The following is a 24,181-nucleotide window of genomic DNA, read 5'->3' as shown; positions in this document are numbered from 1 at the left end:
CTCCCCGGCCCATTCCCCCATCACCACACCAAAGAGTCTGGCCCTGCCGCTCACGCGGCAGGGCCAGAACCCCAAGATCTTCATGAGTCTTCTAGCGGGGGGCGAAAGGGCCTCGTCTAGGGGATTCCCGCCAGGCGCAGCAGCGCTGTCGCCGTTGCCGCGCCGACGACGACCACCACGAACGGCGCCTTGCGCCAGGCGAGGATGCCGCCGAAGAGGACGCCCGCGGGTCGCGCCCAGCCCGCGAAGCCCTGGCCCTCGGTCAGCGCGCCCGTGGCGAGCAGGGCGACGAGGAGCACGGTGGCCCCCACGGTGAGCAGTTCCTGGACACGGGCGGGCAGTTCCACGCGCCCGTGCAGCACGGGTCCGGACAGGCGGAAGGCGTACGTGCCCGCGGCGAGGACGAGGACGCAGGCGAGCGTGGCGTTCACGAGGCGCTCCCGGGGGCGGTGGTGCGGGGACGGCGGGGGCCGCGGCGGGCGGCGAGCAGGCCGAGCAGGGCGAGGAGAACCGGCACCCCGGCGGGCAGCAGCGGGGCGGCAGCGACCGCGATGACCGCGCCAGCGGCCGACGCCCGCCGTGCCGCACTGTCGGCGCGCAGCGCGGGCAGGACCAGGGCGAGAAGGACCGCAGGGAACGCCGCGTCGAGCCCGAACCGGTCGGTGTCGCCGAGCGCCGTGCCGGCGAGGGCGCCCGCGAGGACGCTGACGTTCCACGCCAGGAACAGGCCGATGCCGGATATCCAGAACGCGGCCTTGCGCGCCCTGCCCTCGTCCTGGGCGAGCACGAAGGCGGCCGTCTCGTCGGTGATGAGGTGCGCGCCGATCAGCCGTGCCGCCCAGGAGCGGCCGAGGTCGTCGGCGAGGGCCAGGCTGAACGCGGCGGTACGGGAGTTGAGGAGCAGCCCGGTCGCCGCCGCGGCCACGGGGCCGCCGCCCGCGGTGAGCAGTCCGACCGCGCTGAATTGGGCGGAGCCCGCGTACACGAGCAGTGACATGAGGACGGGGACCCAGAGGGGGAGCCCGCCCGCGACGGCGATCGCGCCGAAGGAGACGCCGACGACGGCGTCGGCGAGCCAGACGAGGGCGATGTCGCGCAGGACGCCGGGCGGGAGGTCGTAGAGGCGGACGAGGGAGGCGCCGGAGGCGCGCGTCGTTCCGTTTGGCGGATCGCTTGTTCGGTGTGGCGAACGCATGCATCGTAGGATGGGCAGTGCGAGGTGCGTTCGTCAAGGCGAACGAAATGGCCTTGTGCAGCGAACGATGCGCGAAACGAATCGTCCTCGATCAGGAGCGAAAGCGATGACCAACGGCACCGGCCCCGGCGGCGCCCAGCCGCCCCGCATGCCCCGCGAGTGGGTCGCCGCGGCGCTGCGCCGCGAGCGCGCGAAGGCCGGGATCTCCCTTTCCGAGCTGGCCAAGCGCGCGGGGATCGCGAAGTCCACCCTCTCGCAGCTTGAGGCGGCCACCGGCAATCCCGGCATCGAGACGATCTGGGCGCTCGCCGTGGCGCTCGGGGTGCCGTTCAGCGTCCTGGTGGAGTCGCCCGCGCCGGCCGTGACGGTGATCAGGGCAGGCGAGGGCCCGACCATGCACGCGGAGAACTCCTCGTATGCGGGCACCCTGCTCTCCGCGGGGCCGACCGGGGTGCGGCGGGACATCTACCACGGGGCGCTGGAGCCGGGCGCCCCGCGCGAGTCGGACCCGCACATCCCGGGCTCGATGGAACACCTGGTCATCAGCACCGGCCGCCTGCTCGCGGGCCCGCGGGGCGAGGCGGTGGAGCTGGGCCCCGGTGACTACATGTCGTACCGGGGGGACGTGCCGCACTCCTACGAGGCCCTTGAGCCGGGCACGACGTTCGTGATGGTCATGCAGCACGTCTAGACTCCGGTGTGGATCGCGGTTCTCTCACGAGGGCGGGGGATCTTGTCAAGCGCGAGACTCTTGGTTGAAGTGGCCGAAGGCGGGTGCCGAGGTCTGGCCGTTGACCCCTGGCTGAGCCGCTGTGTGCCGCTGTCCCGGTCGTTGAGTGGCTGGCCGAGGAGAGTTGAGCCCGAGGCTGCGTGATCGTTCGTGAGCGCGCCGCATGCCGTGTCCTCGGCCGCCCTGGTGCCTGCCCGCTTGGCCGGACGCCGGTCGGGGGGTATGACCCCCTGAGTCGCGGTTTCCGGACCGCTACGTCTTACCGGCCAAGATCGTGCCACGGATTCAGGGTCGATCAGGGGGCGGACTGTTCCGTGCCGCTGGCGCGCTCGGCGAGGTACTGCTTGACCAGGTGCCCAAGGAGTTCCCCCTCGTGGAGCCTCGCCCTGTATGCCGCCCTGCGGAAAGCCTCACGCTCCCCCTCGGCAAGGATCATCGTCGGTCCAGAAATCCACGCATCGGGATGCTTCCAAGCACAGCACATGAGGCGGACGCAGGTATCTGCCTTGGTGTCGCGAACCTTTTGCGTCGCCCACGGCCTGTGCGGGTAGCTCTTCAGCTCCGCCTTGCAGCGTTCGAGCACTTTGGACAGGTCCGCCTTCGTCTTGTGCTTGTCGCTGCCGTAGTGATGGCGGAACCAGTCACGCCGGTCGGCGTCAGCCATCTCGCGCTGGACTCGCTCCACGCGCTTCGTGATGCCCGCGTACACCTCGGGTCGCATTGGCCTCGTCCTGAAGCCAGCCTTCGGGAAGGTGTGGCTCAGGTCCATGTCAGCGACCCACCTCTTCGCGGTGCGCTTGCCCTTCCGCCGGTTGCAGCTCTCGCAGGCTGGGACGAAGTTCCACCAGATGTCCGCCCCGTTGTCCGCCACCGGCACCTCGTGGTCCAGCGTTGTCGCGGTCTTCCCGCAATACACGCAGAGCCCTTGGTGCGCAGTCAGGACCATGAGCCAGACCCATGTCGGCTGACCCGCGCGGCTCCCTCGTGGAATCGCGTGCTGTGCAGTGGTCATGCCCCTCCCCTTCCGTCGTCGGAACGACAGGGGAGGAACGGTAATGGCAACCACTGACAGCCGAAGCCTACGGCAGGCGCAGTGCATCTCGCCGAGCGTGATGCCGGTTCGGCGCTGCGCCTGCCAGGCGTCGAACCGGCGATGGCACGACCTCGCCAACGGCGCGTAGTGGTCCGGGCTGACGGAGTACAGGCGGCCGGTCTCGTCGACCTTCGCCGCCGGGTCAGTCCCGAGGTACGCCCAGTCGGTGGCTGTCGGCCGCAGCCGGAAGCGCACTCCCACTCAACAGCCTTGCCGTGCTCGCGAGTGGGAGCGCAACGGCTTGTCGGTGATTCTGTCGGGACGGGTTCGTCGGCGAGAACGGTGATCAGCTGGCGCAGGCTGCGAACGCCGAGGATGGACACCCCGGGCACCAGGGACGCCTCGGCGGCTGCGCGGCTCGGCGCACCAGTCCACGCTACCCGTACTCGCGTATGGAATCCGTACAGTTCGCGTACGGTTCGCGTACGGATGACGCGCATCGCGCCCGGGATAGGGGTGCATGCCCGCACCTATGGATGCCCGTCTGCTTCGGATCGAGGATGAGCTTGATGACCCTGGTCGAGTTGCCGAGGTGCTCTTTCCCGATCAGGTGGAGGCGGTCGAGCGGCTGGTGCGGCATCTGCGCCGCCCTGGCACGCGGGGTCTGTTCGTGTCGGCGACGGGGACCGGTAAGACGCTGGTGTCGGTGCGGGTGGCGGACGGGCTAGGTGCGCGGCTGGTGCCTGTTCGTGGTGCCGACGCTGGATCTGGCGGCGCAGACAGCTTTGGCCTGGCGCCGTGGCCGTGATGACCTGGTGGCGGCGAGGGTCATGTCGACGACGAGTCCGCATGCGTTGGGCGGGCTGATGTCGGTGGTGGGGGAGGGGCAGGACCAGATCCCCGCGCTCACCGTCATCTGCACCTACGACTCCCTGGACAAGATCGAGGCAACGCAGCGCATGGGCTTCGAGGTGTCGGCGTTCGATCTGGCGGTGATGGACGAGGCGCACCGGATCGCGGGCCGGGCGGACAAGTAGTGGGCGGTCGTCAACGACGCGCAGCGGATCCGGGCGGAGCGCCGCCTCTACACGACCGCCACCCCGCGGATCTTCGCCGCCCGAGAGCTGGCCGAGTCCGCCGACACGACCCGCCCGCGCCGCCCCGCCTCACAACCGAGGCCGGGGTCGGAGGTGGACGCGTTCGCCAACTCCATGGACAACGAGGCCGTCTACGGGAAGAAGGTCTTCGAGTACCCGCTCGCGCAGGCAGTGGCCGAACGGCCGCGCCGCGGACTATCGGATCGTGATGCTCACCCTGACCGACGCTGACCTGCGTCACCGCCTGGTCCTCCCCACCCCCGCCACCGCCGTGGGCGGCGGGGAGGACCAGGCGGTGAGCTGCGCACCACTGCCGTGCACCTTGCGGTGCTGCGGGTGATGACCGAGCACGGTCTGATGAGGGTGCTGGTCTACTTCGACCTCGTCTCCGGACGCCTGCCGCTTCAAGGCGCTGTCCGAGGCGCCGTCGGAGGCCTCCACCGGCACCCAGCCGTGGAAGGCGCCGAGTCCGAGTCCGCGGGCGGTGCCGAAGGCGGCGACCAGGACGCGAACCCCCTGGCACCTGGGCCTTCTGGCCCGGACCGACTTCCGTCTTCAGAACCGTTTCGGCATGCGGAGCGTGAATATGTACGACAAGACACGGACGGAACAGAAGGAGACGGGGTGTCCTTCGAGCAGGAATGGGCGCAGCTGAAAGCCGATGCGCTGGCGCGGCAGGCCGAGGCTGGCATGCGACTCAACCAGTTGCCGGCGGATTCCGGCACAGGCGTGCCGGCTGTCTCGGGCAAGGATCTGGTCGCGAACACGGACTCCATCAACGGGAACGCCAACCTCCTGGTGGAGATCGCTGGGTTTCTCCACGAAGGCCGTCCGGACGCCGAGCTGACCACCATGGCACGGGAACCCAGGGCGCACGGGGATGTGGCCCGTCAGGTGGAGCGCTTCGCCGAGTTCGCGGGTGACCAGTTCCTGGACACGATGGCTCTGTTCGCGGCGCTGTCGACCCGTCTGCGGACGGCCGGCGGGACCTTCGCGGCGATAGAGGACGAGACCGCCCGCCGGTTCCTGGAGGCTGTGCTCGACGGCCGTTACGTCTCGCCGGGAACGCGATGAGCGACGGACTCAGCTACCGCAAGGACGTCGAGTTCCTGGAGAACTGCAACCCGCCGCTGGTGGAGCGCAACGCGGACGAATTCCGCCGCATCCAGGCCCTCCTGACGGCTGTCGCTCCTGCGGCGGAACGGGCGGAGAAGCACACCGAGTGGCGCAGCAAGGGCAGCGCGCACTACACGGCCAGGCTCACCGAGGGCCGTCGCCTGGTCGACGAGCTCACCGAAGCCTACGGACACGCCGCGGGCGCGCTGCGTCGCTACGCGCAGGCGCTGACGCTGGCGAAGGCGTACTACTCCGATGGCCTGGTCAACGAGCAGGCTCTCGCGGACCTGATCCACACCAAGGGCACCGCGATCACCCGCACGGCTCAGGAGGCCGAGCCGATGCGGCAGTGGGAGGACATGCGCGACACCACCGGCGTCCTGGACTTCTTCGCGGAGCTGACCATGGACGTCGACGACATCCGGGACGAGGCCAACCGGCTGCACGATGCGGCGGGCGGCGACTTCGACCTGGCGCGGACCACCGAGAAGGAGGCCCGCGACCTCTGTGTCCACGAGCTCAGGCAGGCCTACGACTTGGTGCCGGACTTCCAGGTGTTCCTGACCGAGCGGGTGGACGTCGCAGCCGCCATGCCCGATCTGCGGCGCGAGGCGGCCGAGGCGAGCGGCAACCCGGTGACCCGGTTGCCGGGCAGCGGTCCCAAGCAGGACTACTACCCGACGGCCCGGGGCGAGCTGGTCTCCCCGACGCTCCAAAGCATCCGGATGCAGCTCGCTTCACTGCCGGGCGCGACGGACAGCTACTGGATCCCACCTTCCGGTGACCAGGACAAGACCGAGTGGATCCGAGCCAACAAGGACATCATCAAGGCCGCCGCACACAACTCCGGACTGCCGCCGTCGATGGTGGCGGGCATCGCCTGGAAGGAGATCGCCGGCCAGCCCGGCCCACTCGACGACATCACCGACACCATCCGGGAACAGGCGGACTCCCCGTTGAGCCCCATCGCGCCGGAGAACCTGCCGTCACGACTGGGCGGCGACCCCGACGAGACGTCCTTCGGACCGATCGCCATCCAGGTACGGCGTGGCGCCGAGGTGCTCGGCTACGACCCGGAGAACCTCACCGACCAACAGCGAGCCATGGTGGAGGAATCGCTCCAGGACCCGGGGCAGAACATCTTCATCGCCGCCGAGTACCTGGCTCAGCTCAAGGCGGAGAGCGACTTCGCCGACGTACCCCCGGAGGAAATGACGGTGGAGCAGCAACAGGAGCTTGCCGCGCGGTACAACGGTGGACCGTACTGGGAGAACGGCCAGGCGCAACGTTACGGCCGCGACTTCGCCCACCACCTGGACCAGGCAAGGAACGCGATCCGCTGATGCAGTCCTCGAAACCCTCGCACACCGGCGACTGGCACAAGACCGGTCATTCCCGTCACCCGGCGGACGACCGCCCGCATCATCCCGACGACGACCGCCGGCTGCTCCGCGTGGTCCTCGCCGTTCCGGTGGTGCTGTTGACCCTGGCGGCGGCCTTCTTCCTCTGGTTGGCGATCGTCACCCGTCCGGACAGCGGCGGGGACCAGGCTGCGTACGGCGGGATCGAGCTCGCCTGTGCCTTGACCCTCATTCTGGCAGGCGCGGTGGGAGCGCTGTGGCTGGCGCCCTCGGTACGGCGGGTGCTGCGGTGGCCGTGGGCGGCACCGGCCGTGCTGCTGGGGTTGGCGGCGGTGGTGCGGTGGGCGTCCAGCGGGGCATGAGCGCCCGGCCGGTGGCGACCCGGCCTGCACGGGGCGAGCAGCCAGTTCTGTACAGCGAAGTAGTCCACCCCGGCCACCGGCGTGGAGAAAGGTCCTGCCAACTGAAGGACTGGAGAAGGCCGGAGCCACCGACACCGACAGAGCCCACGTGAAGCCCAGCGAGCTGCCGGCCCCGCGCCGGAACTCATGCACGCGATGCCAGGTTCAACGAGCCCGAGCCGAGCCGGTCACCGTGCGCAGCCTGCTGCCTCGCCGGGACGTCGTCAGCAACCCCGCTGGCCACCATCTACGCCGAGCGGCCTGGTGACGTCGCCGGCGGCTACACCAAGAGCGACCGGGCGGCCGAGCTGCTGGGGTGGACGCCGAAGCTCTCCCTGGAGGACGGCATCCGCTCCGCCCGGCCTGGATCCCGGTGCGCGACGAGCTGCTGAAGGTCGATCTTCCAAACTGCTGGTTGCTCGATTCAGCCGTCCAGCAGGGTCCGTACGTTTCAGCGATTAGCAGGGCCTCAGAAGTGGTCGGGCAGCCAGGGTTCGAGCTGCACCGTGCCGCGGACCAGGGTGGCGAGCGCCTTCTCCGATACGGCGTGGACTCCGGCCATGCGAGCTGACGTAGTGGACCGGTAGCCGCCCGCGTACCAGACCGCGAGCTGGCGCCGTGTGAAGAGCACTTGTCCCTCGACCTGCGTGGGGACGATCTCGCCCGCTCCGGCCTTGACCTGCAGCATCCACCGGTCCCACCCGCCGTGCTCGCTCTCGATTTCCACCGGTACGGCGGTGGTGAGGTCGTTGGGCCAGCCGCGGAGCCGGATGGCCTCGGGGATGTTCAGGATGCGGAGCATCCAGGGGTGCCAGGCTTCGGCGGTGGCGCGGTGGTGGCGGAGTCCGTGCAGGAGCATGGGGTAGGGCGGGAGGGCGCCGCGGCGGAAGGTGATGGTGCGGGCGCGGGTGTTGTGGCGGCCGAGGAAGGCGAGCATGGCGGCGGCGGTGGGCTGGCTGGCGGCCCAGAAGTCGTGGACGGTCAGGGTCATGCCGTGGCGTTCGTGCCGTTGGGTGGTGAGGCTGAGCAGGCCGGCGGTGGGGTGGCCGGGCCGGGCGAAGCGGTAGGTGGTGAGGTTGCTCTTGTCCTGCTTCCACCGGTTCCACCAGATGGGGCGGTCGACGGGGCCGTTCCACTGGCGGGCGAGGTCGCGTTGGAGGGCTTCGGCTTCGTCGGTCAGTCCGTGCTCGACCTCGAAGACGTCGCCGGTGAAGGAGCGTTTGAGGTCGTCGGTGGCCACCGTCCAGGCGAGGACGTTGGTGGGGGCTTCCCAGCCGAGGCGGCGGGCGTAGCCGGTGGAGGAGGTCACGATCGTGGAGATCACCGCTCCGCGATCGATCAGGGGGCGCAGTCGTTCGCGGGTCATGTCGGTGGCCAGGTGGTCGCCGCGTTCTTCGGGGGCGACGCAGCCGTCGCCGAGGCAGGCGCTGGGGACGGGGGAGCCGCCGAAGAACTGGTCGACGAGGAGGCCGAGACCGCCGGCGACGACCCGGCCGCCGCGGACGGCGACCTGGAGGTCGGCGTGTTCGCGCAGGTGGGCGATGTCCCCGATCGGGTGGCCGTAGGCACGGGTGGCGAGCTGGTCGTACTGCTCCCACAGGCGGTCATCGGCGGGGGTGAACGTCAGCTGCTGGTTCATGGTCCGCCTTCAGTAGTGGGTGACGTCGCGGACGGCGTCGGCGTCCAGGGGGAGGAGGAAGGTGCGGGTGAAGTCCAGAACGGTGGTGTCCGTCTGGTTGTGGGCGGTGGTGTGGCAGGTGACGACTCCGGTGCCGGGGCGGCTCTCGGAGGTGCGGCGGGTGAGGACCTTCGTTTCGGCGTAGAGGGTGTCGCCGATGTGGACGGGCGCGGTGAAACGCACCCGGTCGACGGCGAGGTTGGCGGTGGTCAGGCCGCTGACGCTGCGGACGGTCATGCCGGCCACGAGGTTGAGGGTGACGCCGGAGCAGACCAGGATGCGGCCCCACTGGGTCTGGCTGCTGTAGTGGGCGTCGGTGTGGATGGGGGCGACGTTGCCGCTCAGGGCGGCGCCGAGAAGGTTGTCGAGTTCGGTGACGGTCCGGCCGGGCTGGTGCTCGATGATCAGGCCGGGGGAGAGGTCGGGGTAAGAGAGGCCGACGTTCTCCCGGATCCGGCCCTCGCCGGTCTGGCGGTAGCCGTGGGGCAGGCCGGGGGTCACGACGTGCGGTCCGCTTCGGCGACCAGTGCGCGGGCTCGGTTGAAGAAGGGGGTGCCGCGCATCTGCCCGTCCACGCTGGTCACCGTTCCGCCGCTGGCGTCAGCGGCGGCAATGATGGCACGGGCCTGGGTGATTTCCTCGGCGGTGGGGGTGAAGACGTCGTTGATCACCTGGACGTGGCGGGGGTGGACGCAGCCCTTGCCGTAGAAGCCGAGTTCTCTGGCCCGCTCGGCGTCGCGGCGCAGGATGTCGGGGTCGTCGAGGTTCCAGGTGGGGGCGTCGATGGCGGGAAGGTTCGCGGCGGTGGCCGCGTTGATGAGGGCCGAACGTGCGTAGTGGAGGGCTTCCCAGCCCAGGCCGCAGCGGACGGAGGCGGCGTAGTCGGCGGAGCCGAAGATGACGCCGCCGAGCCGGGGCGCGCGCATGATCGCGGGCAGAGTGGTGAAGGCCCGAGGGCTTTCGATCAGCGCCCAGATGTCGGGGGTGTAGTGGTCGGTGTCGAGCGCGGCGGCGACGAGTTCGATGTCGCGGGCCGATTCCACCTTGGGGATCACGATGAGGTCGGGCCGGGCGGTGTAGTCGGAGATGGCGGCGAGGTCCTTGATGCCGTCGAGTGTGGTGAGGCTGTTCATCCGGATGCCGAGGGTGCACGGCGGGTTGGGGAGCGTGAAGAACGCCTCGGAGGCGGTGCGGGCGGTCCGCTTGTCGGCCGGGGCGACGGAGTCTTCGATGTCGACGACGGCGACCGCGGCGCCGGACTGCTGCGCGCCGGTGAAGCGGTCCCTGTGCAGGCCGGGGGTGATGATCCAGGCCCGTCCGGGCCGGCGGCTGGTGCTGGTCATAGGGGTGGTCACCTTCCGTTGCGCTGGGTGGTGATGAGGCGGTCGAGCTGGCCGAGGGTGGCGGCGTCCTTGATGTCGCTGTCGCTGATGTCGAGGCCGTATCGGTCGGTTAGGAGGACGGAGAGCTCCACGACGGCGAGGGAGTCGAATCCGGCGTGGTCGAGGGTGGCGTCGTCGGTGAGCCGGTCGGCGGGCAGCTTGAGGTCGTGGATCAGGATGCGGATCAGGTCACCGGTCATGTCCGGCTCCTTCCGGGAGGCGGGCGGGGGAGAGGTCGGGCCAGATGAGCGTTACGGCGCCCCAGGTCAGTCCGGCGCCGAACGCGGTGAGCAGGGTGCGGTGGCCGGGCTCCAGGCGGCCTTCGGCGGCGGTTTGGGCGAGGAGCAGGGGGATGGAGGCGGCGCCGGTGTTTCCGACCTCGGCGATGTTGCCGAGCCGGCGGCCATCGGGGATGCCGAGCTGGCGGGCGACGAAGGAGGTGATGCGGCTGTTGGCCTGGTGCGGGGCCAAGCGGTCGACCTCTGTGAGGTCCCATCCCGCGGCGGTGGCGGCCTGGCGGGAGGCGGTGGACATGCGGTCGACGGCGTGCCGGAAGACGTCCGCTCCGTCCATGTGCAGGGCGCCGGGCCGGGAGGCGCGGATCAGGTCGGCGCCACTGCCGTCGCTGCCCAGTACCACCGGCCTGAGTGCCCCGGCCTCGTCCGCGCTGCCGCAGCGCAGCACCACGGCTCCGGCGCCGTCGCCGAACAGCGGGACAGTCGCGCGGTCCCCGGGGTCGGGAAGGGCGGCGAGGCGGTCGGCGCCGATGACCAGGACGGTCCGTGCGGTGCCGGCGGCGATGAGTCCGGCCGCGGTGGCCAGGCCGTAGAGGAATCCGGTGCAGCCGGCCGCGATGTCGAAGGCGGGGATGCCGGTCAGCCCGAGCCGGGTGGCGACGGCGGGGGCGGTGGCCGGGCAGCATTGGTCCGGTGTGGTCGTGGCCACCACCAGGGCCTGAACCGGGGCCGGTTCGCCGCCGGCGAGGGCCTGGGCGGCGGCCCGTACGACGAGGTCGGTCGTGGACAGGTCCGCCCCGGCCACATGCCGCCGGGTGATGCCGGTCCGCGAGCGGATCCACTCGTCCGTGGTGTCCAGCCGCGCGGTCAGATCGGCGTTCGAGACGGTGCGCGGGGGCAGCGCTGCACCGATCGCGCAGACGACGGCCGCCTGCCCGTCCGGCTGGGGTGCGGCGGTCATCGGGTGGCTGCCTTGAGCTGACGGGCGACGTCGCCGATCAGGTCTTCCTGTCCGGCGACGACCTGCCGCTTGCCGAGGGCGAGGAACAGGTCGACGGGGTCGACGCCTTCGGCGCGGGCGGTCTCCAGGACGGGCCGCTTGAATCCGGAGAACACCCCGGCAAGTCCGCTGGCCACGGCGATCGAGTCGATGGACGGCGGGGCCTTCATCAGGCGTTCGGCGGCGACGTCGGCGGCGGCCAGGATCTGGCGCAAGCCGATCCCGGTGGGGACGCCGCGGCGTTCGAGGACGGCCACGAGGACTTCGAGCGGGGCGTTGCCGGCCCCGGCGCCGAACCCACGGGCCGTCGCGTCGATGACCGACGCCCCGGCGTCCACGGCGGCCAGGCTGTTCGCCACCGCCAGACCGAGGTTGTTGTGGCCGTGGAAGATCACCGGCACGTCGACGGCCGAGGCGATGGAGTTGACGCGCTCGGTGACGTCGCTCGGGAGGTAGTGGCCCGCGGAGTCCATGATGCCGACGGCCTGGGCGCCGAACTTCACCATCAAGGCGCACTGTTCGGCGAGTTCGCCGGGGCCGGTCATATGGCTCATGAGCAGGACCCCCTGGGCTTCGGCTCCGAGGTCGCGGACGACGCCGAGGTGGCGTTCGGTGACGTCGGCCTCGGTGCAGTGGGCGGCGATCCGTACGACGTCGGCGCCATGGTGGACGGCGGCCGCCAGGTCGCGGGAGGTTCCCCAGCCGGGGGCCATGAAGACGCCCATCCGCGACGAGGTGAGGGCCTCGCGGACGGTGGTGAGCATCGTGACGTCATCCAGCCGGGCGCGGCCGATCTGGAGGCTGGAGGCGCCCAGACCGTTGCCGTGGCCGACCTCCACCACCGGCACTTTGGCGGCGTTCGCGACGGTGGCGTAGGCGCGGAGCTGGCCTGCGTCGAGCTGGTGGCCGACGGCGTGGTGGCCGTCGCGCAGGGTCGGATCGTGCAGCAGGATCGTGGGCCACGGGCGCGGGGGAGGTGTGTCCATGGGCGGGTTTCCCTTCATCGGGAGCCGGCAGCCGTCTGCTCGGCGAGCAGTACGGCGGCGGCGTTGATGATGTCGACGCTTCTGGCGTGGCGGGGCAGGCGGCCGCCGCATGCGGTCACCTCCACCGCGACCGAGATCCGGCCCGGATCGACGGCGAGCGAGGTCACCTTGAACCCGGGCGTGTAGGCGCGCACGGCGTGGGCGGCGGCCGCGATGCTCGTGCGGACCGGAGCCGGTCGGATGCCGTCCGCGAGGACGGTCATGGCCACCCGGAACGGCGGCGCGGGACGGGCGGGGCTGAGGTTGACCATCACCTTCGCGTCCTGGGCGCCGGTGAAGGTCCGGATCGCGGCCGAGGTGGTGTCGATGTACTGATCGAGGTTGAGGCGGGTGGCCCGGCCGGCGCTCGCGCTCGCCCCGGTCGAGACCACCTCGATGTAGGCGGGGGAGCAGCGTCGGGAGATGGCGTGCAGGAGCGGGATGGCCGCCTGCCCGCCGCAGCTGACGAGGTTCAGGTGCCGGTGGCCCGCCGGCCGGTTGCTGGTGACGCCCGGGACGATGACCGTGCCGAGGTCCGTGGGGGTCAAATCGATCAGGGTGGTGCCGGTCGGCCGCAGCGCCGCCCAGTGCTCGGCGTGGCTATCGGCGTTGCTGGCGTCGAAGACCACGTCGAAGGGGCCGGCTTCCACCACGGCGCGGATGCCCCCGGCGGTGGTCGGATAGCCCATGTCGGCCGCCCGGCGCAGACCCAGACTGTCCCGGCCACGGCCTGCCACCAGGGCCAGTTCCAGCGAAGCCGACCGGCGGATCTTGTCGGCGAGGTCGATACCGATCAGGCCCGCGCCGAGTACGGCGACGCGCAGACGCTGTTCATCAGCGGCCATCGGACGCTCCTTCGTGCCAAGGGAGGAATGGTTGAGGAGTGCGGGGCGGAGCCGGTGGAACGCCGGGCACCAGGGGGCTAGCGGACGTGCAGCTCGGCCGACGGCAGATGGGGCGAATGGGTGCGAACCGTGCTTGGGGCCTCCAGCGGGAGGCTGGCGTGCACGGACCCGGCCAGGACCAGCTGCCCGGCACGCAGCCCGTCGCCGCAGCGGTGCAGCCGTCCGGCGAGCCAGGCCAGAGCATGGAGCGGGTGGCCGAGGACGGCTCGGCCTTCCCCGGTCGCGACGGCGGCACCGTCGACGCTGACGACCAGCTGCTCGGCGGCCAGGTCCATGTCCGCGCTGAACGGCACCATGGGCCCGGTGACGACCCGGGCGCAGGACGCGTTGTCGGCGATGCTGTCCGCGACGGTGACGCGCCAGCTGGTGAACCGGGTGTCGATCACCTCCAGGGCGAGAAACACCTCCTTCACCGCCGCCTGCGCTTCCTCGAGGCCCACGTTCTCGCCCGTCAGGTCGCAGCCGAGCCGGAACGCGATCTCGGCCTCCACCCGCGGCTGCATCAGCGCGCACCGGGCCAGGGTGCCGCCGGCGGGTAGCACCGTGTGGTTCAGCAGGACGCCCGAGTCCGGTTCGTCGACGCCCATCTGCTCCTGCATGGCCCGAGAGGTCACCCCGGCCTTGTGGCCGACGACGCGGGCGCCGCCCGCGACCTGCCGGGCCACCGCCGCCGCCTGCACCCGGTAGGCCATCTCCAGCGACAGATCCGGCCGCCGGACGGTCAAAGCTTCGATCGGTATCCGTTCGCACTCCGCCGTCAGCAGAGCCGATGCCGTAGCGGCGATCCAGCGGTCGTCCTGCTCATCCAAGGCGATCCCTCCTCGGGGCGCGGGGCATCACATGCGGTGTGCAGACGTGGGCCCGGGAGCAGATCCTGGGCGGTACTTCGGCCGCCGGGCTTGGGCCTGATGAACAGTCAACCTGTCGGCCGTACGCAGCGGTACGGTGAGGGACAGTCCAAGTGGTATATCGGGTATATCGGGGCAGGTGCTCATGACCACGCGGACACCGAACACCCAGCTCAGCGCCCTGGTCGCTGAATCCGGGATCACCTACGAGGCGCTGGCCAAGGCAGTCTGCGCCGTCGCCGCCGAATGCGGTGACCGCTTACGCACGAACAAGTCCAACGTCGAGCACTGGCTCAGCGGATCCGTGCCTCGCGGCGACACGCCCCGCTACCTCGCGGTCGCCCTGTCCCGGCGCCTGGGCCGCCTGCTGACCCTCGCCGACCTCGGCCTGCCCTGCCCAGCAGAGGCAGACAGTGACACCATCGGACTGTCCCTCGGGAGCGACCCGCTGGACGCCCTGCTGCCGATGTGGAGGTACGAGTTGGACCGCCGCCGCTTCCTGTCGGCCTCCGCCTACTCCGTGGCCGCCGCCGCCCTACCCCTCAGCCACGTCCAGGACATCGCCGCCCGCACCCAGGCCGCCCGCACCGGCCACACGGTCGGCATGGCCGAAGTCGCAGCCATCCGCGACATGATCCACGCCTTCTCTGAAATGGACGAACGCCACGGCGGACAACACGGCCGCAGCGCCCTGGTCACCTACCTCCGCGACGACGTCGCCCCGCTGTGCCGGGCCCGGTTCCGCACTGACGACGTCCGCCAGCAGATGCTTTCCGCCGCCAGCCGCGGCGTCCACCTGCTCGGCTGGAAAAGCTACGATGCAGGCCAACAAGGCCTCGCCCAGCGCTACTACCTACAGTCCTACGCCCTGGCTGCCGAATCCGGCCTGCGCGGACACGACGGATTCGTGATGCGCACGATGGCCATGCAAGGCCTCAAGCTCCACCGCCCCGAACACTGCCTGGGCCTGGCCGAGACCGGCCTGAACCGGGCCAAGGGCCGGGTGGATGCCCAGACCGAAGCCCTCTTCCGCGTCGTGTACGCCCACGCCCTGGCCAAGAGCGGCAAACCCCGCGCGGCCCTGGCCGAAGCCGAACACGCCCGCGCCCTGCTGACCGGTGCCCCCGGCGACGAGGTGCCGTTCTGGGCACTGGCCTGGGGCCCGCCGGCCGCATCGGTGTACTCCCGCACCGCCAAGGTCCACGAGACCGTGGGAGACCACCGGGCCGCCGCCGAGCAGTACGCCCTGGCCGCCACCGCGCGCCCGGCGGACACCTACGCGCGGATCGTCGCTCTGGACCTGGTCGCGGGCGCGGAGATGCACCTCAAGCGGGGCAGCATCGAGCAGGCGTGCGCCACCTGGCACAAGGCCATCGACCACATGGATGGTGTCCGCTCCGTCCGCACCCGCAAGGCGGTCTCGCGCATGCGCAGCGACCTCAGGAAGTTCCAGGCCCGGGGCCTGCGGTGCGTGGCCGAGCTCGACGAACGGGGACGGGATTTCCTCGCCGGCGCCTGACGTCAGCGGCGCTCGGCGAAACGGCGGACGATCGGCTCCAGGTAGTCCGCGTGCGGGCCGTTCAGGCCGGCCAGTTCGTCCGGTGAGCGCACCAGGACGATGGCGTCGAGTTCGGGCTCGCGGCCCTGGCTGCGCTCGGCTACCGCAGCAGCGGCGAAGTGAGCGCGCAGCGTCGCCTCGGGAAGGGGCGGAGCCAGGTAGGTCAATCCAACACTGCCGTTTTCACCTCGGGTAACGACCCACAGCTCCAGGTCCTCCGCGACCGCGGCGACTCCCAACTCCTCGGCCAGCTCGCGTGCGGCCTGGCCGGCCAATGCCGCCTCGTCCAGCACCGCCCCGTCCTGGGGAGGCTCCACAGACCCCCCAGGTAGCTGCCAGCGGCCTGGGGCGGCCGTCGAGGGTGACATCCTCGCTGCCAGTACGCGGCCGTCGTCTGTCGGCTGGACGGTGTTCACGAACAGCGAGGGCAGTGCGGTAGCGCGGGGAACGCGACGCAGGGCGTAGTGCCGGTAGGTCACACGCACCCACGACAGACGCAGGACGCCCGGGGCGGACCGCTCCAGGCCTCTGCACGCCACCGCGGGCCCGTCGAAGAGGGCGGGGTTGGCCTTGACCGCCATGTCCCACACCTGGTCGCGTGCCTCAGCGTCTTGGGGCGGCAGCGGCGGCTCCATGCCCTCGGTCAGCACGAGCCGTTCAACGTCGAAGAGGTCAATGCCCACAGGGGGCAGTGTCTCGGTCACCGGCCCATCGTAGAACCCCCGGCACGTCTTCTGGCGCGGCAGGTCGCGCGTCAGGAGCCACCTCCCAGGGCGTGGGTCCAGAGCGCTCGCGCGGTTCCGGATACCGCGCCGCTGATCACGGCCAGGGCGCCTTTCCGGGCAAATTCCCGGCGGGGTTCAGGTCCTCTCGGCTGGGGTGCCGGCGTCTCGGTCGGCTGCTGCGTCGGCTGCTGCTGGGTGCTCACGTCTCCTCCAGGAATCTCGGCGTTGGCCGTGACGATGGGGGAGGGGAGGGCAAGGCCCGCAACCCCGCCCGCACAGGGCTGGGGTCTGCGTGTCGCGATGCAGAACCCGGGCCCCTACCTGGAGCCGGGGCTGCCAGGAGTCGTTCGAGGCCGCCACAACGGCCTCCGCCCCGCCCTACACACCGACGGGCTTGCTCGCGCCCGCGTCGTCATCCTGAGATTGCCGGTCCGAGGGTACGTCCGGGGGACGACCTGCTACCGGCTGAGCCTGTCCGTCGTTCGTAAGAAGAGGAGCGATCGACGGAGGCTGGAATGGGACGAGATGCCAAGCGAGCGAAACAAGCCCGACGGGACAGGCGCCTGCGGGAGGGGTCTCGTAGCGTCCCGTCGGTCACCGTGCACGAGGTGCGCACCGCCGACGACGTCCGGCTGGCCCTGGCCTTGATGCTGCCGAAGCCCAAAAGCGGGGACTGGCGGCCGGACGTGATCGGCGTGGACACCCTCTCCCTGCAGGCGGGCGACGACGGCTGGCCGCTCATCAACGGGCACCGGATCACCCAGGAGATGTGCACTGCCCTCCAGGCCGACCGCCCTGAGCAGGCAGACGACTTCGTCTTTGAGGACCTGGTCGAGTTGGCCAGAGAGATGGGCCCGCCCGACCTCACGGGCCTCGCTGCTGCGCTCACTGCCATGGGAGGCGACTGCACGGGCCTCCAACTCGACCACGTAGACGGCAGCATGTCCTGCTCGCGCGGACTGGACTGCCCTGGCGTCGCGCTGCCGCATGCCGGATGGACACACTGCCGCTCACACGGACCCTGCGTTCACTGTGATGGCCCGCCGGTGCGGTGGGAGTGCGACCGGTAGGGAGGCTGACCACGGCACACTCTGAAGCTCACGAGGAGACCCTGCCCGGGGCCGCCGTGGCGGGATCACTTGATGATCTCCAGCTCGGCATCAGGCCGGCAATGCCCGCAGGCTTTTAGACCCCCCGCGAGGAGGCGTCGCGCCTCGTCGCGGTCGACGGGGCGGCGCCGGCTGCCTGCCATGTAGCAGTCACCGGCGTGGATCTGCAGCGGCGGGTGGCGGGCACCGATGCCGAGTTCGACGATCCACTCGGCTGGCGCAGGGCGGTTGCGACGCCCGTACTCCTCCTCGGCCTGCCGTTGCCGGACAGCGGCGATCTTCGTGTCGATGCGCTGCACCCACATGGCGTGCCAGACCCGGAGTGTCTGGAGACGTTCCAGGTCAGAGGGCAGGTCATCGAGCATACTTTCGATTCTAGACCCGGCAATCCATCCGCATCGCTCTCGCGTGTTCGATTTTCTGTTCGATAACGTGGTGGAGGAGGTGAGGGTCGTGACGGACACAGACACACGGGCGGACCGGGTGCCGACGGTGATGCATGTGCGCTGCCCCGATCGCGTCCGGGAGGAGGTCTACCGGCAGGTTCTGGAGCTGCTGGCCGACCTCTCCCCGGTGGTGCAGGCGCTGCCGCCGACCGCGGCGCTGGTGGAGCTGAAGGGTGCGCTGCGCTACCACGGACCCGATACGCACCGGCTGGGCGAGATTCTGCGGGTGCGCACCCTGTCCCGCTTCGGAGTCGACGTGCGGGTCGGGATCGGTCCGTCGATCACCGTCGCGGCCACCGCGTCCGCGCAGGTCGTCCCGTCCGGCGGAGTTCTGACCGTCACCCCTGACCGTGTGACCGACTGGCTGGCCCCACTGCCGGTCGAAGCCCTCCACGGCATCGGACCCCGCCAGGCCGGCGCGCTGCACGACTACGGCATCCACACCGTGGGCCTGCTCGCCGCAGTCTCACCCGAGACCACGCAACGCCTCCTCGGCGGGAAAGCCGGCCGCCTCGCCGCCGACCGGGCCCGCGGCCTCGACCCATGCCCCGTCGTGCCCCGCACCCTGCCCGCATCCGCCACCGTCCGCCTGCGCTTCGACCGCCACGTTCTGGATGGCGCCGACGTCCGCGCGGCCCTGCTGGACCTCGTCGTGAAGCTGGCACGCCTGCTGCGCCGCCGCAGCCAAGCCGCCCGCGTGGTGTCGTTGACACTCCAGTTCGCCGGTGGCAGCACCTGGGAGAAGACCCGCCGTCTGCCCGAAGCGTCCGCTCACGACGAGGACCTGCGGACCATGGCCTACCGGCTGATCGACTCCGCCGGTCTGCAGCGCGGCCGGATCACGGGCCTGGTCCTCAAGGGCGACGACCTCATCGACGCCGACCGGGTGGCCCAGCAGATCAGCCTGGACCACACCCGTGAGGCCAGGCTCGTCGCGGAGGCCGCCGTCGACCGGGTACGCGACAAGTTCGGCCAGAGCATCATCGGCCCCGCCGCGGTCATCCGCCGCGCCTCCTGAATCCCATACTGCAGATTGCAGGAAAATCTGAGTGCAGACATGGACGGGAGCACCGCGAAGCTCGCGGCACTGCTTGCCGAGCACGGTGTGACCCTGGCCCGGCTCGAACCCGCGCCTCCGCTGCCGGCGCGGAAAGAGACCCTCGCCAGAGTGCTCGCCACGCCGCCGCTGATCTGTCTCGGTGATCAGATCGGCCCGTGCGCCGCATGCCACCGCCCCACCCACAAATACGGGCGCGGGGCCCGCTCGCCGCTGTGCGAGTACTGCGACGCCAAGGCTGTCGAGCGGTGGGGCAGGACGCTGCGCGCCGGCTGATCCGGGGTGAATGCCGGCGGCGGTAGAAGGCATCTGCCATGACGTGGACGCTGCCGGATCCGATGCTCACCACTCCCATGGCCGGCCCCGACCTGCCGCCCGGCTGTGCGGCGGAGCCTAAGTGGGACGGCTACCGTGCCCAGCTCGCCCGCTACGCCGACGGCCGGGTGCTGCTGCGCTCGCGGCAGGGTACGGACATGACGGCCGCGTTCCCGGAGATCCGGTCCGCCGCCCTCGCGCAGCTGCCCGACGACACCGGCCTGGACGGGGAGCTGGTGGTGTGGGAGACGGGCCGCCTCGCTTTCGAGCGGCTCCAGCAGCGTCTCGCCCGGCGCCGCGGTGCCGGCGCCCTGGCGGCCGCGCAGATGTGGCCCGCCCACTACGTCGCCTTCGACGTGCTGCGCCTGCACGGTGCGGACCTCGCCGCGTGGCCGTACGCCCGGCGCCGCTCCGCCCTCGAGGAACTGTTCACCGAGGCGGGACTATCCGCGCCGCTCACGCTGTGCCCGTCGACCACCGACGCGGACACCGCCCGCGAATGGCTGACCTGGACGGCCGCCGGCCTCGAAGGACTGTGCTTCAAGAGGCCGGCCGAGCCGTATCGCCCCGGCGCCAGGGCGTGGGGCAAACACAAGGTCCGCGCCACCGCAGAGGCCATCGTGGGTGCAGTCACCGGCCCCGTCACTGCGCCTCGAACGCTGCTGCTGGGCCGGTACGACCACGCGGGCGCGCTGCGCTACACCGGCCGGACAACCTCGCTCGCCCGCGCCGCCTCCGCCTCACTCGCCACGCTGCTGAGCCCGGCGCAGGAGGCGCACCCGTGGACAGGGCGCACGTTTACCGCCGGGTGGGGCTCACGCGACGTCCTGGACGTCAGCTCGTACAGCCGGACGCCGTCGTGGAAGTGATGGCGGACGTCGCTCGCGACGCCGCCGGCCGATGGCGCCACCCGGTACGCCTGCACCGCACCCGCGCCGACATGTCCCCGGACACCGTGGCACCGTTCGGTACTTGACCGCGGGCGCCGACGAGACGGCCCGTCAGTGTCGGTAGCCGGTTGCCAGGTGGTTTCCGCTCACCCAGCCCCGCTTGCCGTTGTGCGGCCCCGACATGACCGTGCCGTATGCCCACCAGGTGCGGCCCGAGGACTGGCCCCAGCACTCCGCGTAGAAGTCGGTGCCGCGTGTCAGGAGCGCCCGCGAGGTGTGCGAGGTGTCCTTGCCGGACCGCAGGTGCACCGCGCGGGCTGTGACGTGGAGCTGCGCGGCAGCGCCGTCGGTGTTGCAGGCCCGCGGCGTCAGCACCGCGGCGTCCGCAGGGCCAGCACCGCCGCCCACGGCCAGGAGCAGCGAGGCCAGCACCGTTCCTACCTTGATCACATTCGTCTTCACGTCCCGCATAACGGGCCTTGCGAGCGGAGGACACGACCTGAGCAGCGGGTTGCTTAGCGTGGTGCCCTCGTTCTGGCCAGCTGCGGGAGCCAAGACGGCCGATCCAGCCGATGTGCCGGATATTTGCAGCCATCATTCCAGGTCACGGGCTCGTCAGGAACGCGTGACGGCTCAACCTGTCCAGGAGAGTCGTTCTTCTGTGGTGGGGGTTGTGTGTGCTGACGATCAATGTGGCGGTGCTGCTGGCGGTCATCATCGTCGTGCGGTTGCGCCGGCGGACCGAAGCGCGTAGCCGCAACGACGAGAAGCTGACGGTACTGATCGTCTTGGTCTTCGGCATCCTCGTCGCGCCGACCGCGTTCGGGCAGGGTGTGCTGGACCTCGTGGCGGAACTGGCCGCAGGCATCACCGACTCCAGTCGCTGAAGAACGCACCCCGGAGGGGTGTGTTCTCGCCGGGCGGTCATAGGCCGTCGGCGAGCACGTGGATGATTCAGATCACGGCACGAGTGTCCGGGAACTGCGAACAATGAGGAGGCGTCAGTGTCCGGTGAATCGAGACACTGAGGTGGCCGCAAGATCCACTCGAAGAGTCGCGCGGCCGCGACTGAGAGGGGTGCGTGGTGGGGCCGGCGGAGTGGGGAGACGTGCCGACGTGGGTCGGCGGAGCGGGCGCGCTCGCGGCGGGCTGGTTCGCGTACCAGACGATCAGGAGCCAGCGGCAGCAGATCGGCGAGCAGCGGGTGTTCATCGCGGAGCAGACGCGGTTCATGGGCGAGCAGCGGCAGAACCTGGAGCTGGAGCGCGCCGAGCTGCGGGCCCAGGCCGAAGAGCGGAGGCGTGCCCAGTCCCGGTTGATCAAGATGGTGTTCTTCCTCTACGGCAACGGTGACAGCGTCTCGCCTGACGAGCCGTACACCAGTTGGCGTGTACGCGTCGTGAACGGCAGTGGCGAGCCGATCCGTGACGTACTGGTCCGCTTCGGTGACGCCTACAACGCCGTCTCCGCGACGGATCACGAGGCGGCTAACCACCCCGATAGAGGTCGACGTCCGGTTCCTGTACCGGAGATCGCTGCGGGACGCACGGTGGACTTTGCGTCACCGGACTGGCCGGAGGCGACGGTGGACAACAACCGTCCTGCCCTGCTGTTCACGGACGATGGCGGGGTCCGCTGGCGGCTCGACTCGTACGGGAAGCTGGAGGAGGCTCCGGCCGATCGGGCGTCGTGACGGGCGTCGGACGGCCGTCAGTGCTCCCAGACGTCCGGGCCGCCGTGTCTCCGCCTCCTCAGACGACCCGCGCCGTTCGTGCTGCTGGAAGGATCCGGCGCGGGCCCTGATCTGCGCCAGTGCCACAACGCCCTGCTCGTAGGTCGCTGAACGGACCCCAGATGGCTGCTTACCCGCTGCCTCGTCCCCGCCTCCAACTCGGGCCCGAACGGGACGCTCGGCAGGCCCCCCGCCGAGCCCAGTAGCAGAAAAGGCCGGCACCCCTCAGTCCGCCGAAGCGGGTGGCACGGGGTACCGGCCAGCCGAAAACCTCCCGAAAGAGGAATCCACCGCCAGCATAGCCCGCCGCAGCACGGCCAGTGTGCGCCGCGCTGCGGCCCTGCGGCGCCCCCTCCTCCCCCGGCGGGGCATGCCAGGGCGCAGCGGGGGCTACAGGGCGCAGCACAGCCCTTTTTCGGGGTGGGTGGGGTGGGGCGCGGCACCGGCCGCCGCCTGCCACGCGGCAGGGGCACCGGGCGTCCGCTGCGCTCCCGCCCTCGCTGCGCGGCCCCTGCGGCGCTGCGCGCCTACGCGTGCTGCGGGCGCCTCCGCTGCGCTCCGCCACCCTTGCCGGACCCCCGCTGCGCGGCGACCGGGCCCCGACACGCTGCGCTTTGTCGGGAGCGACGACCGGCACCGCGCCCCACCCCGCCTACCCCGAAAAAAGGCCCAGCTGCGGGAAATTCGACGCAGAAAAAGAAAATAAAAAAGATTCCTGACCTGCGGCTTTCCCCCTCCATATCTTTGATTTCGGCCCGCGCATTGAGTATTGTTTTCCTTGCCGAAAGGGAGTGGCACCCGACCGGCAAAGCCGAAAACCCAACGCAACCGAAAAGGAAAACAATGGAAGAGCAGCAGCGCTACGTCATCGGCAAGCGCGACGAAAACGGCACCTACCCCGTAACCGTCGACCAGACCCCCGCCGACACGGCAGCTGGTACGCGACCATGCCCGGCCAGCTCATGAAGCGCTTCGCCGACCGGCACCAGGCCGCCGCCCACCTCATGACCCTCATCGACCAGGGCCACCGCCCCACCGCCCCGGCCTCTGAGCCGGTCCACTCGCCCGCCGGGCGGATGCGCGCCATCGTCGGCCTGCGGGCCACCCGCACCTACGCCTACCTCCTGCCGGACCTGCGCCCCACCCTGCCCAACCTGGTGCGCGCCGCCGAGGCCATGTCCCGCCTCGCGCAGCTCGGGTGGGTGCCCCTGGAGGGCTACCCCGGCGCCGACCAGCCGTGGCTGATGGAGTGCCGTCTGTGCGGCTGGAAGGGACACCGCTTCTGGAGCCACCTGCGGGGCCGCAACGGCGACGGCATCCCCCGCCCCATCACCCGCCACCCCGGCTGCATCCCCGTCAAGGAGCACCCCCTCGCGCTCATCAACCTCGCCGCAGAGCGCAAGCACGACTGCCCCTGCGAGTTCCCGCACCCCACCACCGTGGACGCCAGCCAGGCCGTCCTGAACCAGATTCAGGAAGCCCTGGACGCCGGGGCAGCAATGGGCGCCGCCCTGCACACCCGCGCCATCCTGGAACCCTGCCCGGCCGCCAGCCGCCGCGCCCTCGTCCTGCGGGCGGCCCTGGACCGCAGGACCAACCGCCGCAAGAACGCGAGCAAGTAGCCCGGTAGAACACCCCCGGGGGGTGGCAGGAAAGCCACCCCCCGGGGACCTCTGAAAAAGAGAGGTAGGCCAATGGCCGCAGAAATCATCGGGCGCATCGCATATGTCAATTGGGAACGCGGGGGACAGTGCCTCACCCCCGGATGCAAACTCCAGTTGTGCGCCGTATGCGAGCACCACACCGAAGCAACATGGCTCGCCGACAGCGAAACACACCGCATTCTCAACCGGTCCGGGCACCCCACCGAAAGAGCCCTATGTGCACGGTGCTGGGGCCGACTCCTGAACCCGGACCACACGGACCGGGGGCGGGCCCTGGTTCCAGAGCTGATCCAGGGCTAGAGTCTGAAGCACCGGGTGTGGGGTGGTTCTGCCAAAGCTACATGGTGCATCACCTGATGCAGAGTCACCGGCCCCCGCCACCCCCCTCCCCTTGCTGCCCGGGCCGAAGGCCCGTTGGCCGACCCGCGCAGCGGGGCCGGCCTTTGGGGCGCACAGCGCCCCGGGTGGCTGGAGCGCAGCGGAAGCCACCTCGCGGGGCCGAAGGCCCCGCAGCTCCGGGAGCGCAGCGGACGGAGCGTCACCGGCCCGGCTGCGCCGGGCCGGTGGGCTGCTCGCGCAGCGAGCAGCAGCGCTCCCGCGGAGCGGGAGCGCAACACCCGCGCGCAGCGCGGGTGTTCGCTTGCCCATCGCGCAGCGATGGGGTACCCGCTCCGCGGG

The 24,181-nt window shown here is 70.7% G+C and carries 29 protein-coding genes; 15 read left to right on the top strand and 14 right to left on the bottom strand.

Going from position 1 to position 24,181, the window contains the following annotated elements:
* Window positions 1-116 precede the first annotated feature (116 nt).
* Window positions 117-431: an AzlD domain-containing protein gene (locus ACIRFH_RS35415; RefSeq protein WP_403530332.1), complete on the bottom strand. Its 315-nt coding sequence runs from the start codon at window positions 429-431 to the stop codon at window positions 117-119.
* A complete protein-coding gene (locus ACIRFH_RS35410; protein ID WP_403530329.1) occupies window positions 428-1,195 on the bottom strand; it encodes an AzlC family ABC transporter permease in 768 nt (255 codons plus the stop codon). The genes ACIRFH_RS35415 and ACIRFH_RS35410 overlap by 4 nt, the downstream gene beginning before the upstream one ends.
* Window positions 1,196-1,301: 106 nt before the next feature.
* Here ACIRFH_RS35410 and ACIRFH_RS35405 point away from each other — a divergent pair, with 106 nt between their 5' ends.
* Window positions 1,302-1,886 carry an XRE family transcriptional regulator gene (locus ACIRFH_RS35405; RefSeq protein WP_359252173.1) on the top strand — a complete coding sequence of 195 codons (585 nt, stop codon included), beginning with the start codon at window positions 1,302-1,304 and terminating at the stop codon, window positions 1,884-1,886.
* A 334-nt stretch (window positions 1,887-2,220) separates the two neighbouring features.
* Here the strand turns inward: ACIRFH_RS35405 and ACIRFH_RS35400 are convergent, their stop codons facing one another.
* Window positions 2,221-2,937 carry an HNH endonuclease gene (locus ACIRFH_RS35400; protein WP_403530325.1) on the bottom strand — a complete coding sequence of 239 codons (717 nt, stop codon included), beginning with the start codon at window positions 2,935-2,937 and terminating at the stop codon, window positions 2,221-2,223.
* 553 nt (window positions 2,938-3,490) lie between these two features.
* Here ACIRFH_RS35400 and ACIRFH_RS35395 point away from each other — a divergent pair.
* From ACIRFH_RS35395 to ACIRFH_RS35375, 5 genes are all read left to right on the top strand, one after another.
* Window positions 3,491-3,766 (top strand): DEAD/DEAH box helicase family protein, encoded by a 276-nt coding sequence (locus ACIRFH_RS35395; RefSeq protein WP_403530322.1) that lies wholly within the window; start codon window positions 3,491-3,493, stop codon window positions 3,764-3,766.
* On the top strand, window positions 3,687-3,995 hold the full coding sequence (locus ACIRFH_RS35390; protein ID WP_403530319.1) for a DEAD/DEAH box helicase family protein: 309 nt from the start codon (window positions 3,687-3,689) through the stop codon (window positions 3,993-3,995). The genes ACIRFH_RS35395 and ACIRFH_RS35390 overlap by 80 nt, the downstream gene beginning before the upstream one ends.
* Before the next feature lie 684 nt (window positions 3,996-4,679).
* Complete coding sequence (locus tag ACIRFH_RS35385; protein WP_403530316.1) at window positions 4,680-5,129, top strand: hypothetical protein; 450 nt, start codon at window positions 4,680-4,682, stop codon at window positions 5,127-5,129.
* Window positions 5,126-6,514, top strand: a complete 1,389-nt coding sequence (locus ACIRFH_RS35380) for a hypothetical protein (RefSeq protein WP_403530313.1) — start codon at window positions 5,126-5,128, stop codon at window positions 6,512-6,514. Before ACIRFH_RS35385 ends, ACIRFH_RS35380 begins: the two co-directional genes overlap by 4 nt.
* Window positions 6,514-6,894 carry a hypothetical protein gene (locus tag ACIRFH_RS35375; RefSeq protein ID WP_403530310.1) on the top strand — a complete coding sequence of 127 codons (381 nt, stop codon included), beginning with the start codon at window positions 6,514-6,516 and terminating at the stop codon, window positions 6,892-6,894. Before ACIRFH_RS35380 ends, ACIRFH_RS35375 begins: the two co-directional genes overlap by 1 nt.
* A 508-nt stretch (window positions 6,895-7,402) precedes the next feature.
* Here ACIRFH_RS35375 and eis read toward each other — a convergent pair.
* The 8 genes from eis to ACIRFH_RS35335 form a co-directional block, all read right to left on the bottom strand.
* Window positions 7,403-8,572, bottom strand: a complete 1,170-nt coding sequence (gene eis / locus ACIRFH_RS35370; protein WP_403530307.1) for an enhanced intracellular survival protein Eis — start codon at window positions 8,570-8,572, stop codon at window positions 7,403-7,405.
* 9 nt (window positions 8,573-8,581) lie between these two features.
* Entirely contained in the window at window positions 8,582-9,112 is a 531-nt protein-coding gene (locus ACIRFH_RS35365) for a MaoC family dehydratase (RefSeq protein WP_403530304.1), read from the bottom strand.
* The gene (locus ACIRFH_RS35360; RefSeq protein ID WP_403530302.1) at window positions 9,109-9,954 is read right to left on the bottom strand and encodes an HpcH/HpaI aldolase/citrate lyase family protein; all 846 of its coding nucleotides are present in this window, start codon (window positions 9,952-9,954) and stop codon (window positions 9,109-9,111) included. The genes ACIRFH_RS35365 and ACIRFH_RS35360 overlap by 4 nt, the downstream gene beginning before the upstream one ends.
* Before the next feature lie 8 nt (window positions 9,955-9,962).
* On the bottom strand, window positions 9,963-10,193 hold the full coding sequence (locus ACIRFH_RS35355) for an acyl carrier protein (protein WP_403530300.1): 231 nt from the start codon (window positions 10,191-10,193) through the stop codon (window positions 9,963-9,965).
* Window positions 10,183-11,190 carry a beta-ketoacyl-ACP synthase III gene (locus ACIRFH_RS35350; protein WP_403530298.1) on the bottom strand — a complete coding sequence of 336 codons (1,008 nt, stop codon included), beginning with the start codon at window positions 11,188-11,190 and terminating at the stop codon, window positions 10,183-10,185. Before ACIRFH_RS35350 ends, ACIRFH_RS35355 begins: the two co-directional genes overlap by 11 nt.
* Window positions 11,187-12,215, bottom strand: coding sequence for a 4-hydroxy-2-oxovalerate aldolase (dmpG, locus tag ACIRFH_RS35345; RefSeq protein WP_403530295.1), 1,029 nt, complete (start codon window positions 12,213-12,215; stop codon window positions 11,187-11,189). The genes ACIRFH_RS35350 and dmpG overlap by 4 nt, the downstream gene beginning before the upstream one ends.
* A gap of 14 nt (window positions 12,216-12,229) precedes the next feature.
* Entirely contained in the window at window positions 12,230-13,099 is an 870-nt protein-coding gene (locus ACIRFH_RS35340) for an acetaldehyde dehydrogenase (acetylating) (RefSeq protein ID WP_403530293.1), read from the bottom strand.
* Between the two features lie 77 nt (window positions 13,100-13,176).
* The gene (locus ACIRFH_RS35335) at window positions 13,177-13,968 is read right to left on the bottom strand and encodes a 2-keto-4-pentenoate hydratase (protein WP_403530290.1); all 792 of its coding nucleotides are present in this window, start codon (window positions 13,966-13,968) and stop codon (window positions 13,177-13,179) included.
* Window positions 13,969-14,152: 184 nt separating this feature from the next.
* Between ACIRFH_RS35335 and ACIRFH_RS35330 the strand changes: the two genes are divergently transcribed.
* A complete protein-coding gene (locus ACIRFH_RS35330) occupies window positions 14,153-15,526 on the top strand; it encodes a hypothetical protein (RefSeq protein WP_403530287.1) in 1,374 nt (457 codons plus the stop codon).
* 2 nt (window positions 15,527-15,528) lie between these two features.
* Here the strand turns inward: ACIRFH_RS35330 and ACIRFH_RS35325 are convergent, their stop codons facing one another.
* Window positions 15,529-16,269, bottom strand: coding sequence for an NUDIX domain-containing protein (locus ACIRFH_RS35325; RefSeq protein WP_403530284.1), 741 nt, complete (start codon window positions 16,267-16,269; stop codon window positions 15,529-15,531).
* A 629-nt stretch (window positions 16,270-16,898) separates the two neighbouring features.
* Between ACIRFH_RS35325 and ACIRFH_RS35320 the strand changes: the two genes are divergently transcribed.
* A complete protein-coding gene (locus tag ACIRFH_RS35320; RefSeq protein ID WP_403530282.1) occupies window positions 16,899-17,360 on the top strand; it encodes a hypothetical protein in 462 nt (153 codons plus the stop codon).
* Between the two features lie 65 nt (window positions 17,361-17,425).
* On the opposite strand, the gene ACIRFH_RS35315 is transcribed toward ACIRFH_RS35320, so the two are convergent.
* On the bottom strand, window positions 17,426-17,764 hold the full coding sequence (locus ACIRFH_RS35315; protein ID WP_403530279.1) for a DUF6233 domain-containing protein: 339 nt from the start codon (window positions 17,762-17,764) through the stop codon (window positions 17,426-17,428).
* Window positions 17,765-17,894: 130 nt separating this feature from the next.
* Between ACIRFH_RS35315 and ACIRFH_RS35310 the strand changes: the two genes are divergently transcribed.
* The 3 genes from ACIRFH_RS35310 to ACIRFH_RS35300 are packed head-to-tail and all read left to right on the top strand — an operon-like array spanning window position 17,895 to window position 20,086.
* Window positions 17,895-18,863, top strand: a complete 969-nt coding sequence (locus ACIRFH_RS35310) for a hypothetical protein (protein WP_403530335.1) — start codon at window positions 17,895-17,897, stop codon at window positions 18,861-18,863.
* Between the two features lie 39 nt (window positions 18,864-18,902).
* Window positions 18,903-19,178 carry a hypothetical protein gene (locus ACIRFH_RS35305; RefSeq protein ID WP_403530276.1) on the top strand — a complete coding sequence of 92 codons (276 nt, stop codon included), beginning with the start codon at window positions 18,903-18,905 and terminating at the stop codon, window positions 19,176-19,178.
* 38 nt (window positions 19,179-19,216) lie between these two features.
* Entirely contained in the window at window positions 19,217-20,086 is an 870-nt protein-coding gene (locus ACIRFH_RS35300; RefSeq protein ID WP_403530273.1) for an ATP-dependent DNA ligase, read from the top strand.
* A 132-nt stretch (window positions 20,087-20,218) separates the two neighbouring features.
* Here ACIRFH_RS35300 and ACIRFH_RS35295 read toward each other — a convergent pair whose 3' ends face one another.
* Window positions 20,219-20,569, bottom strand: a complete 351-nt coding sequence (locus ACIRFH_RS35295) for a hypothetical protein (RefSeq protein ID WP_403530270.1) — start codon at window positions 20,567-20,569, stop codon at window positions 20,219-20,221.
* Between the two features lie 215 nt (window positions 20,570-20,784).
* Between ACIRFH_RS35295 and ACIRFH_RS35290 the strand changes: the two genes are divergently transcribed.
* From ACIRFH_RS35290 to ACIRFH_RS35275, 4 genes are all read left to right on the top strand, one after another.
* Entirely contained in the window at window positions 20,785-20,994 is a 210-nt protein-coding gene (locus tag ACIRFH_RS35290; RefSeq protein ID WP_403530267.1) for a hypothetical protein, read from the top strand.
* Window positions 20,995-21,215: 221 nt separating this feature from the next.
* Window positions 21,216-21,800, top strand: a complete 585-nt coding sequence (locus ACIRFH_RS35285; RefSeq protein ID WP_403530264.1) for a hypothetical protein — start codon at window positions 21,216-21,218, stop codon at window positions 21,798-21,800.
* 882 nt (window positions 21,801-22,682) lie between these two features.
* The gene (locus tag ACIRFH_RS35280) at window positions 22,683-22,805 is read left to right on the top strand and encodes a hypothetical protein (protein WP_403530261.1); all 123 of its coding nucleotides are present in this window, start codon (window positions 22,683-22,685) and stop codon (window positions 22,803-22,805) included.
* Window positions 22,787-23,461 (top strand): hypothetical protein, encoded by a 675-nt coding sequence (locus ACIRFH_RS35275; RefSeq protein WP_403530258.1) that lies wholly within the window; start codon window positions 22,787-22,789, stop codon window positions 23,459-23,461. The genes ACIRFH_RS35280 and ACIRFH_RS35275 overlap by 19 nt, the downstream gene beginning before the upstream one ends.
* The last annotated feature ends 720 nt before the right edge of the window (window positions 23,462-24,181 follow it).

The organism is Streptomyces sp. NPDC093586, assembly GCF_044764905.1.
Classification (GTDB): Bacteria; Actinomycetota; Actinomycetes; order Streptomycetales; family Streptomycetaceae; genus Streptomyces.
Note: the sequence above shows the minus strand (reverse complement) of the source record. Positions and strands in the feature narration are given on the sequence as shown.

Bases quoted from the DNA above. Each gene is read 5' to 3' on its own strand.
- ACIRFH_RS35410 (WP_403530329.1), bottom strand. From the start codon at position 1,195: ATGCGTTCGCCACACCGAACAAGCGATCCGCCAAACGGAACGACGCGC.
- ACIRFH_RS35405 (WP_359252173.1), top strand. From the start codon at position 1,302: ATGACCAACGGCACCGGCCCCGGCGGCGCCCAGCCGCCCCGCATGCCC.
- ACIRFH_RS35400 (WP_403530325.1), bottom strand. From the start codon at position 2,937: ATGACCACTGCACAGCACGCGATTCCACGAGGGAGCCGCGCGGGTCAG.
- ACIRFH_RS35395 (WP_403530322.1), top strand. From the start codon at position 3,491: ATGGATGCCCGTCTGCTTCGGATCGAGGATGAGCTTGATGACCCTGGT.
- ACIRFH_RS35380 (WP_403530313.1), top strand. From the start codon at position 5,126: ATGAGCGACGGACTCAGCTACCGCAAGGACGTCGAGTTCCTGGAGAAC.
- ACIRFH_RS35375 (WP_403530310.1), top strand. From the start codon at position 6,514: ATGCAGTCCTCGAAACCCTCGCACACCGGCGACTGGCACAAGACCGGT.
- eis (WP_403530307.1), bottom strand. From the start codon at position 8,572: ATGAACCAGCAGCTGACGTTCACCCCCGCCGATGACCGCCTGTGGGAG.
- ACIRFH_RS35360 (WP_403530302.1), bottom strand. From the start codon at position 9,954: ATGACCAGCACCAGCCGCCGGCCCGGACGGGCCTGGATCATCACCCCC.
- ACIRFH_RS35355 (WP_403530300.1), bottom strand. From the start codon at position 10,193: ATGACCGGTGACCTGATCCGCATCCTGATCCACGACCTCAAGCTGCCC.
- ACIRFH_RS35350 (WP_403530298.1), bottom strand. From the start codon at position 11,190: ATGACCGCCGCACCCCAGCCGGACGGGCAGGCGGCCGTCGTCTGCGCG.
- dmpG (WP_403530295.1), bottom strand. From the start codon at position 12,215: ATGGACACACCTCCCCCGCGCCCGTGGCCCACGATCCTGCTGCACGAT.
- ACIRFH_RS35340 (WP_403530293.1), bottom strand. From the start codon at position 13,099: ATGGCCGCTGATGAACAGCGTCTGCGCGTCGCCGTACTCGGCGCGGGC.
- ACIRFH_RS35330 (WP_403530287.1), top strand. From the start codon at position 14,153: ATGACCACGCGGACACCGAACACCCAGCTCAGCGCCCTGGTCGCTGAA.
- ACIRFH_RS35315 (WP_403530279.1), bottom strand. From the start codon at position 17,764: ATGCTCGATGACCTGCCCTCTGACCTGGAACGTCTCCAGACACTCCGG.
- ACIRFH_RS35310 (WP_403530335.1), top strand. From the start codon at position 17,895: ATGCATGTGCGCTGCCCCGATCGCGTCCGGGAGGAGGTCTACCGGCAG.
- ACIRFH_RS35305 (WP_403530276.1), top strand. From the start codon at position 18,903: ATGGACGGGAGCACCGCGAAGCTCGCGGCACTGCTTGCCGAGCACGGT.
- ACIRFH_RS35300 (WP_403530273.1), top strand. From the start codon at position 19,217: ATGACGTGGACGCTGCCGGATCCGATGCTCACCACTCCCATGGCCGGC.
- ACIRFH_RS35280 (WP_403530261.1), top strand. From the start codon at position 22,683: ATGGAAGAGCAGCAGCGCTACGTCATCGGCAAGCGCGACGAAAACGGC.
- ACIRFH_RS35275 (WP_403530258.1), top strand. From the start codon at position 22,787: ATGCCCGGCCAGCTCATGAAGCGCTTCGCCGACCGGCACCAGGCCGCC.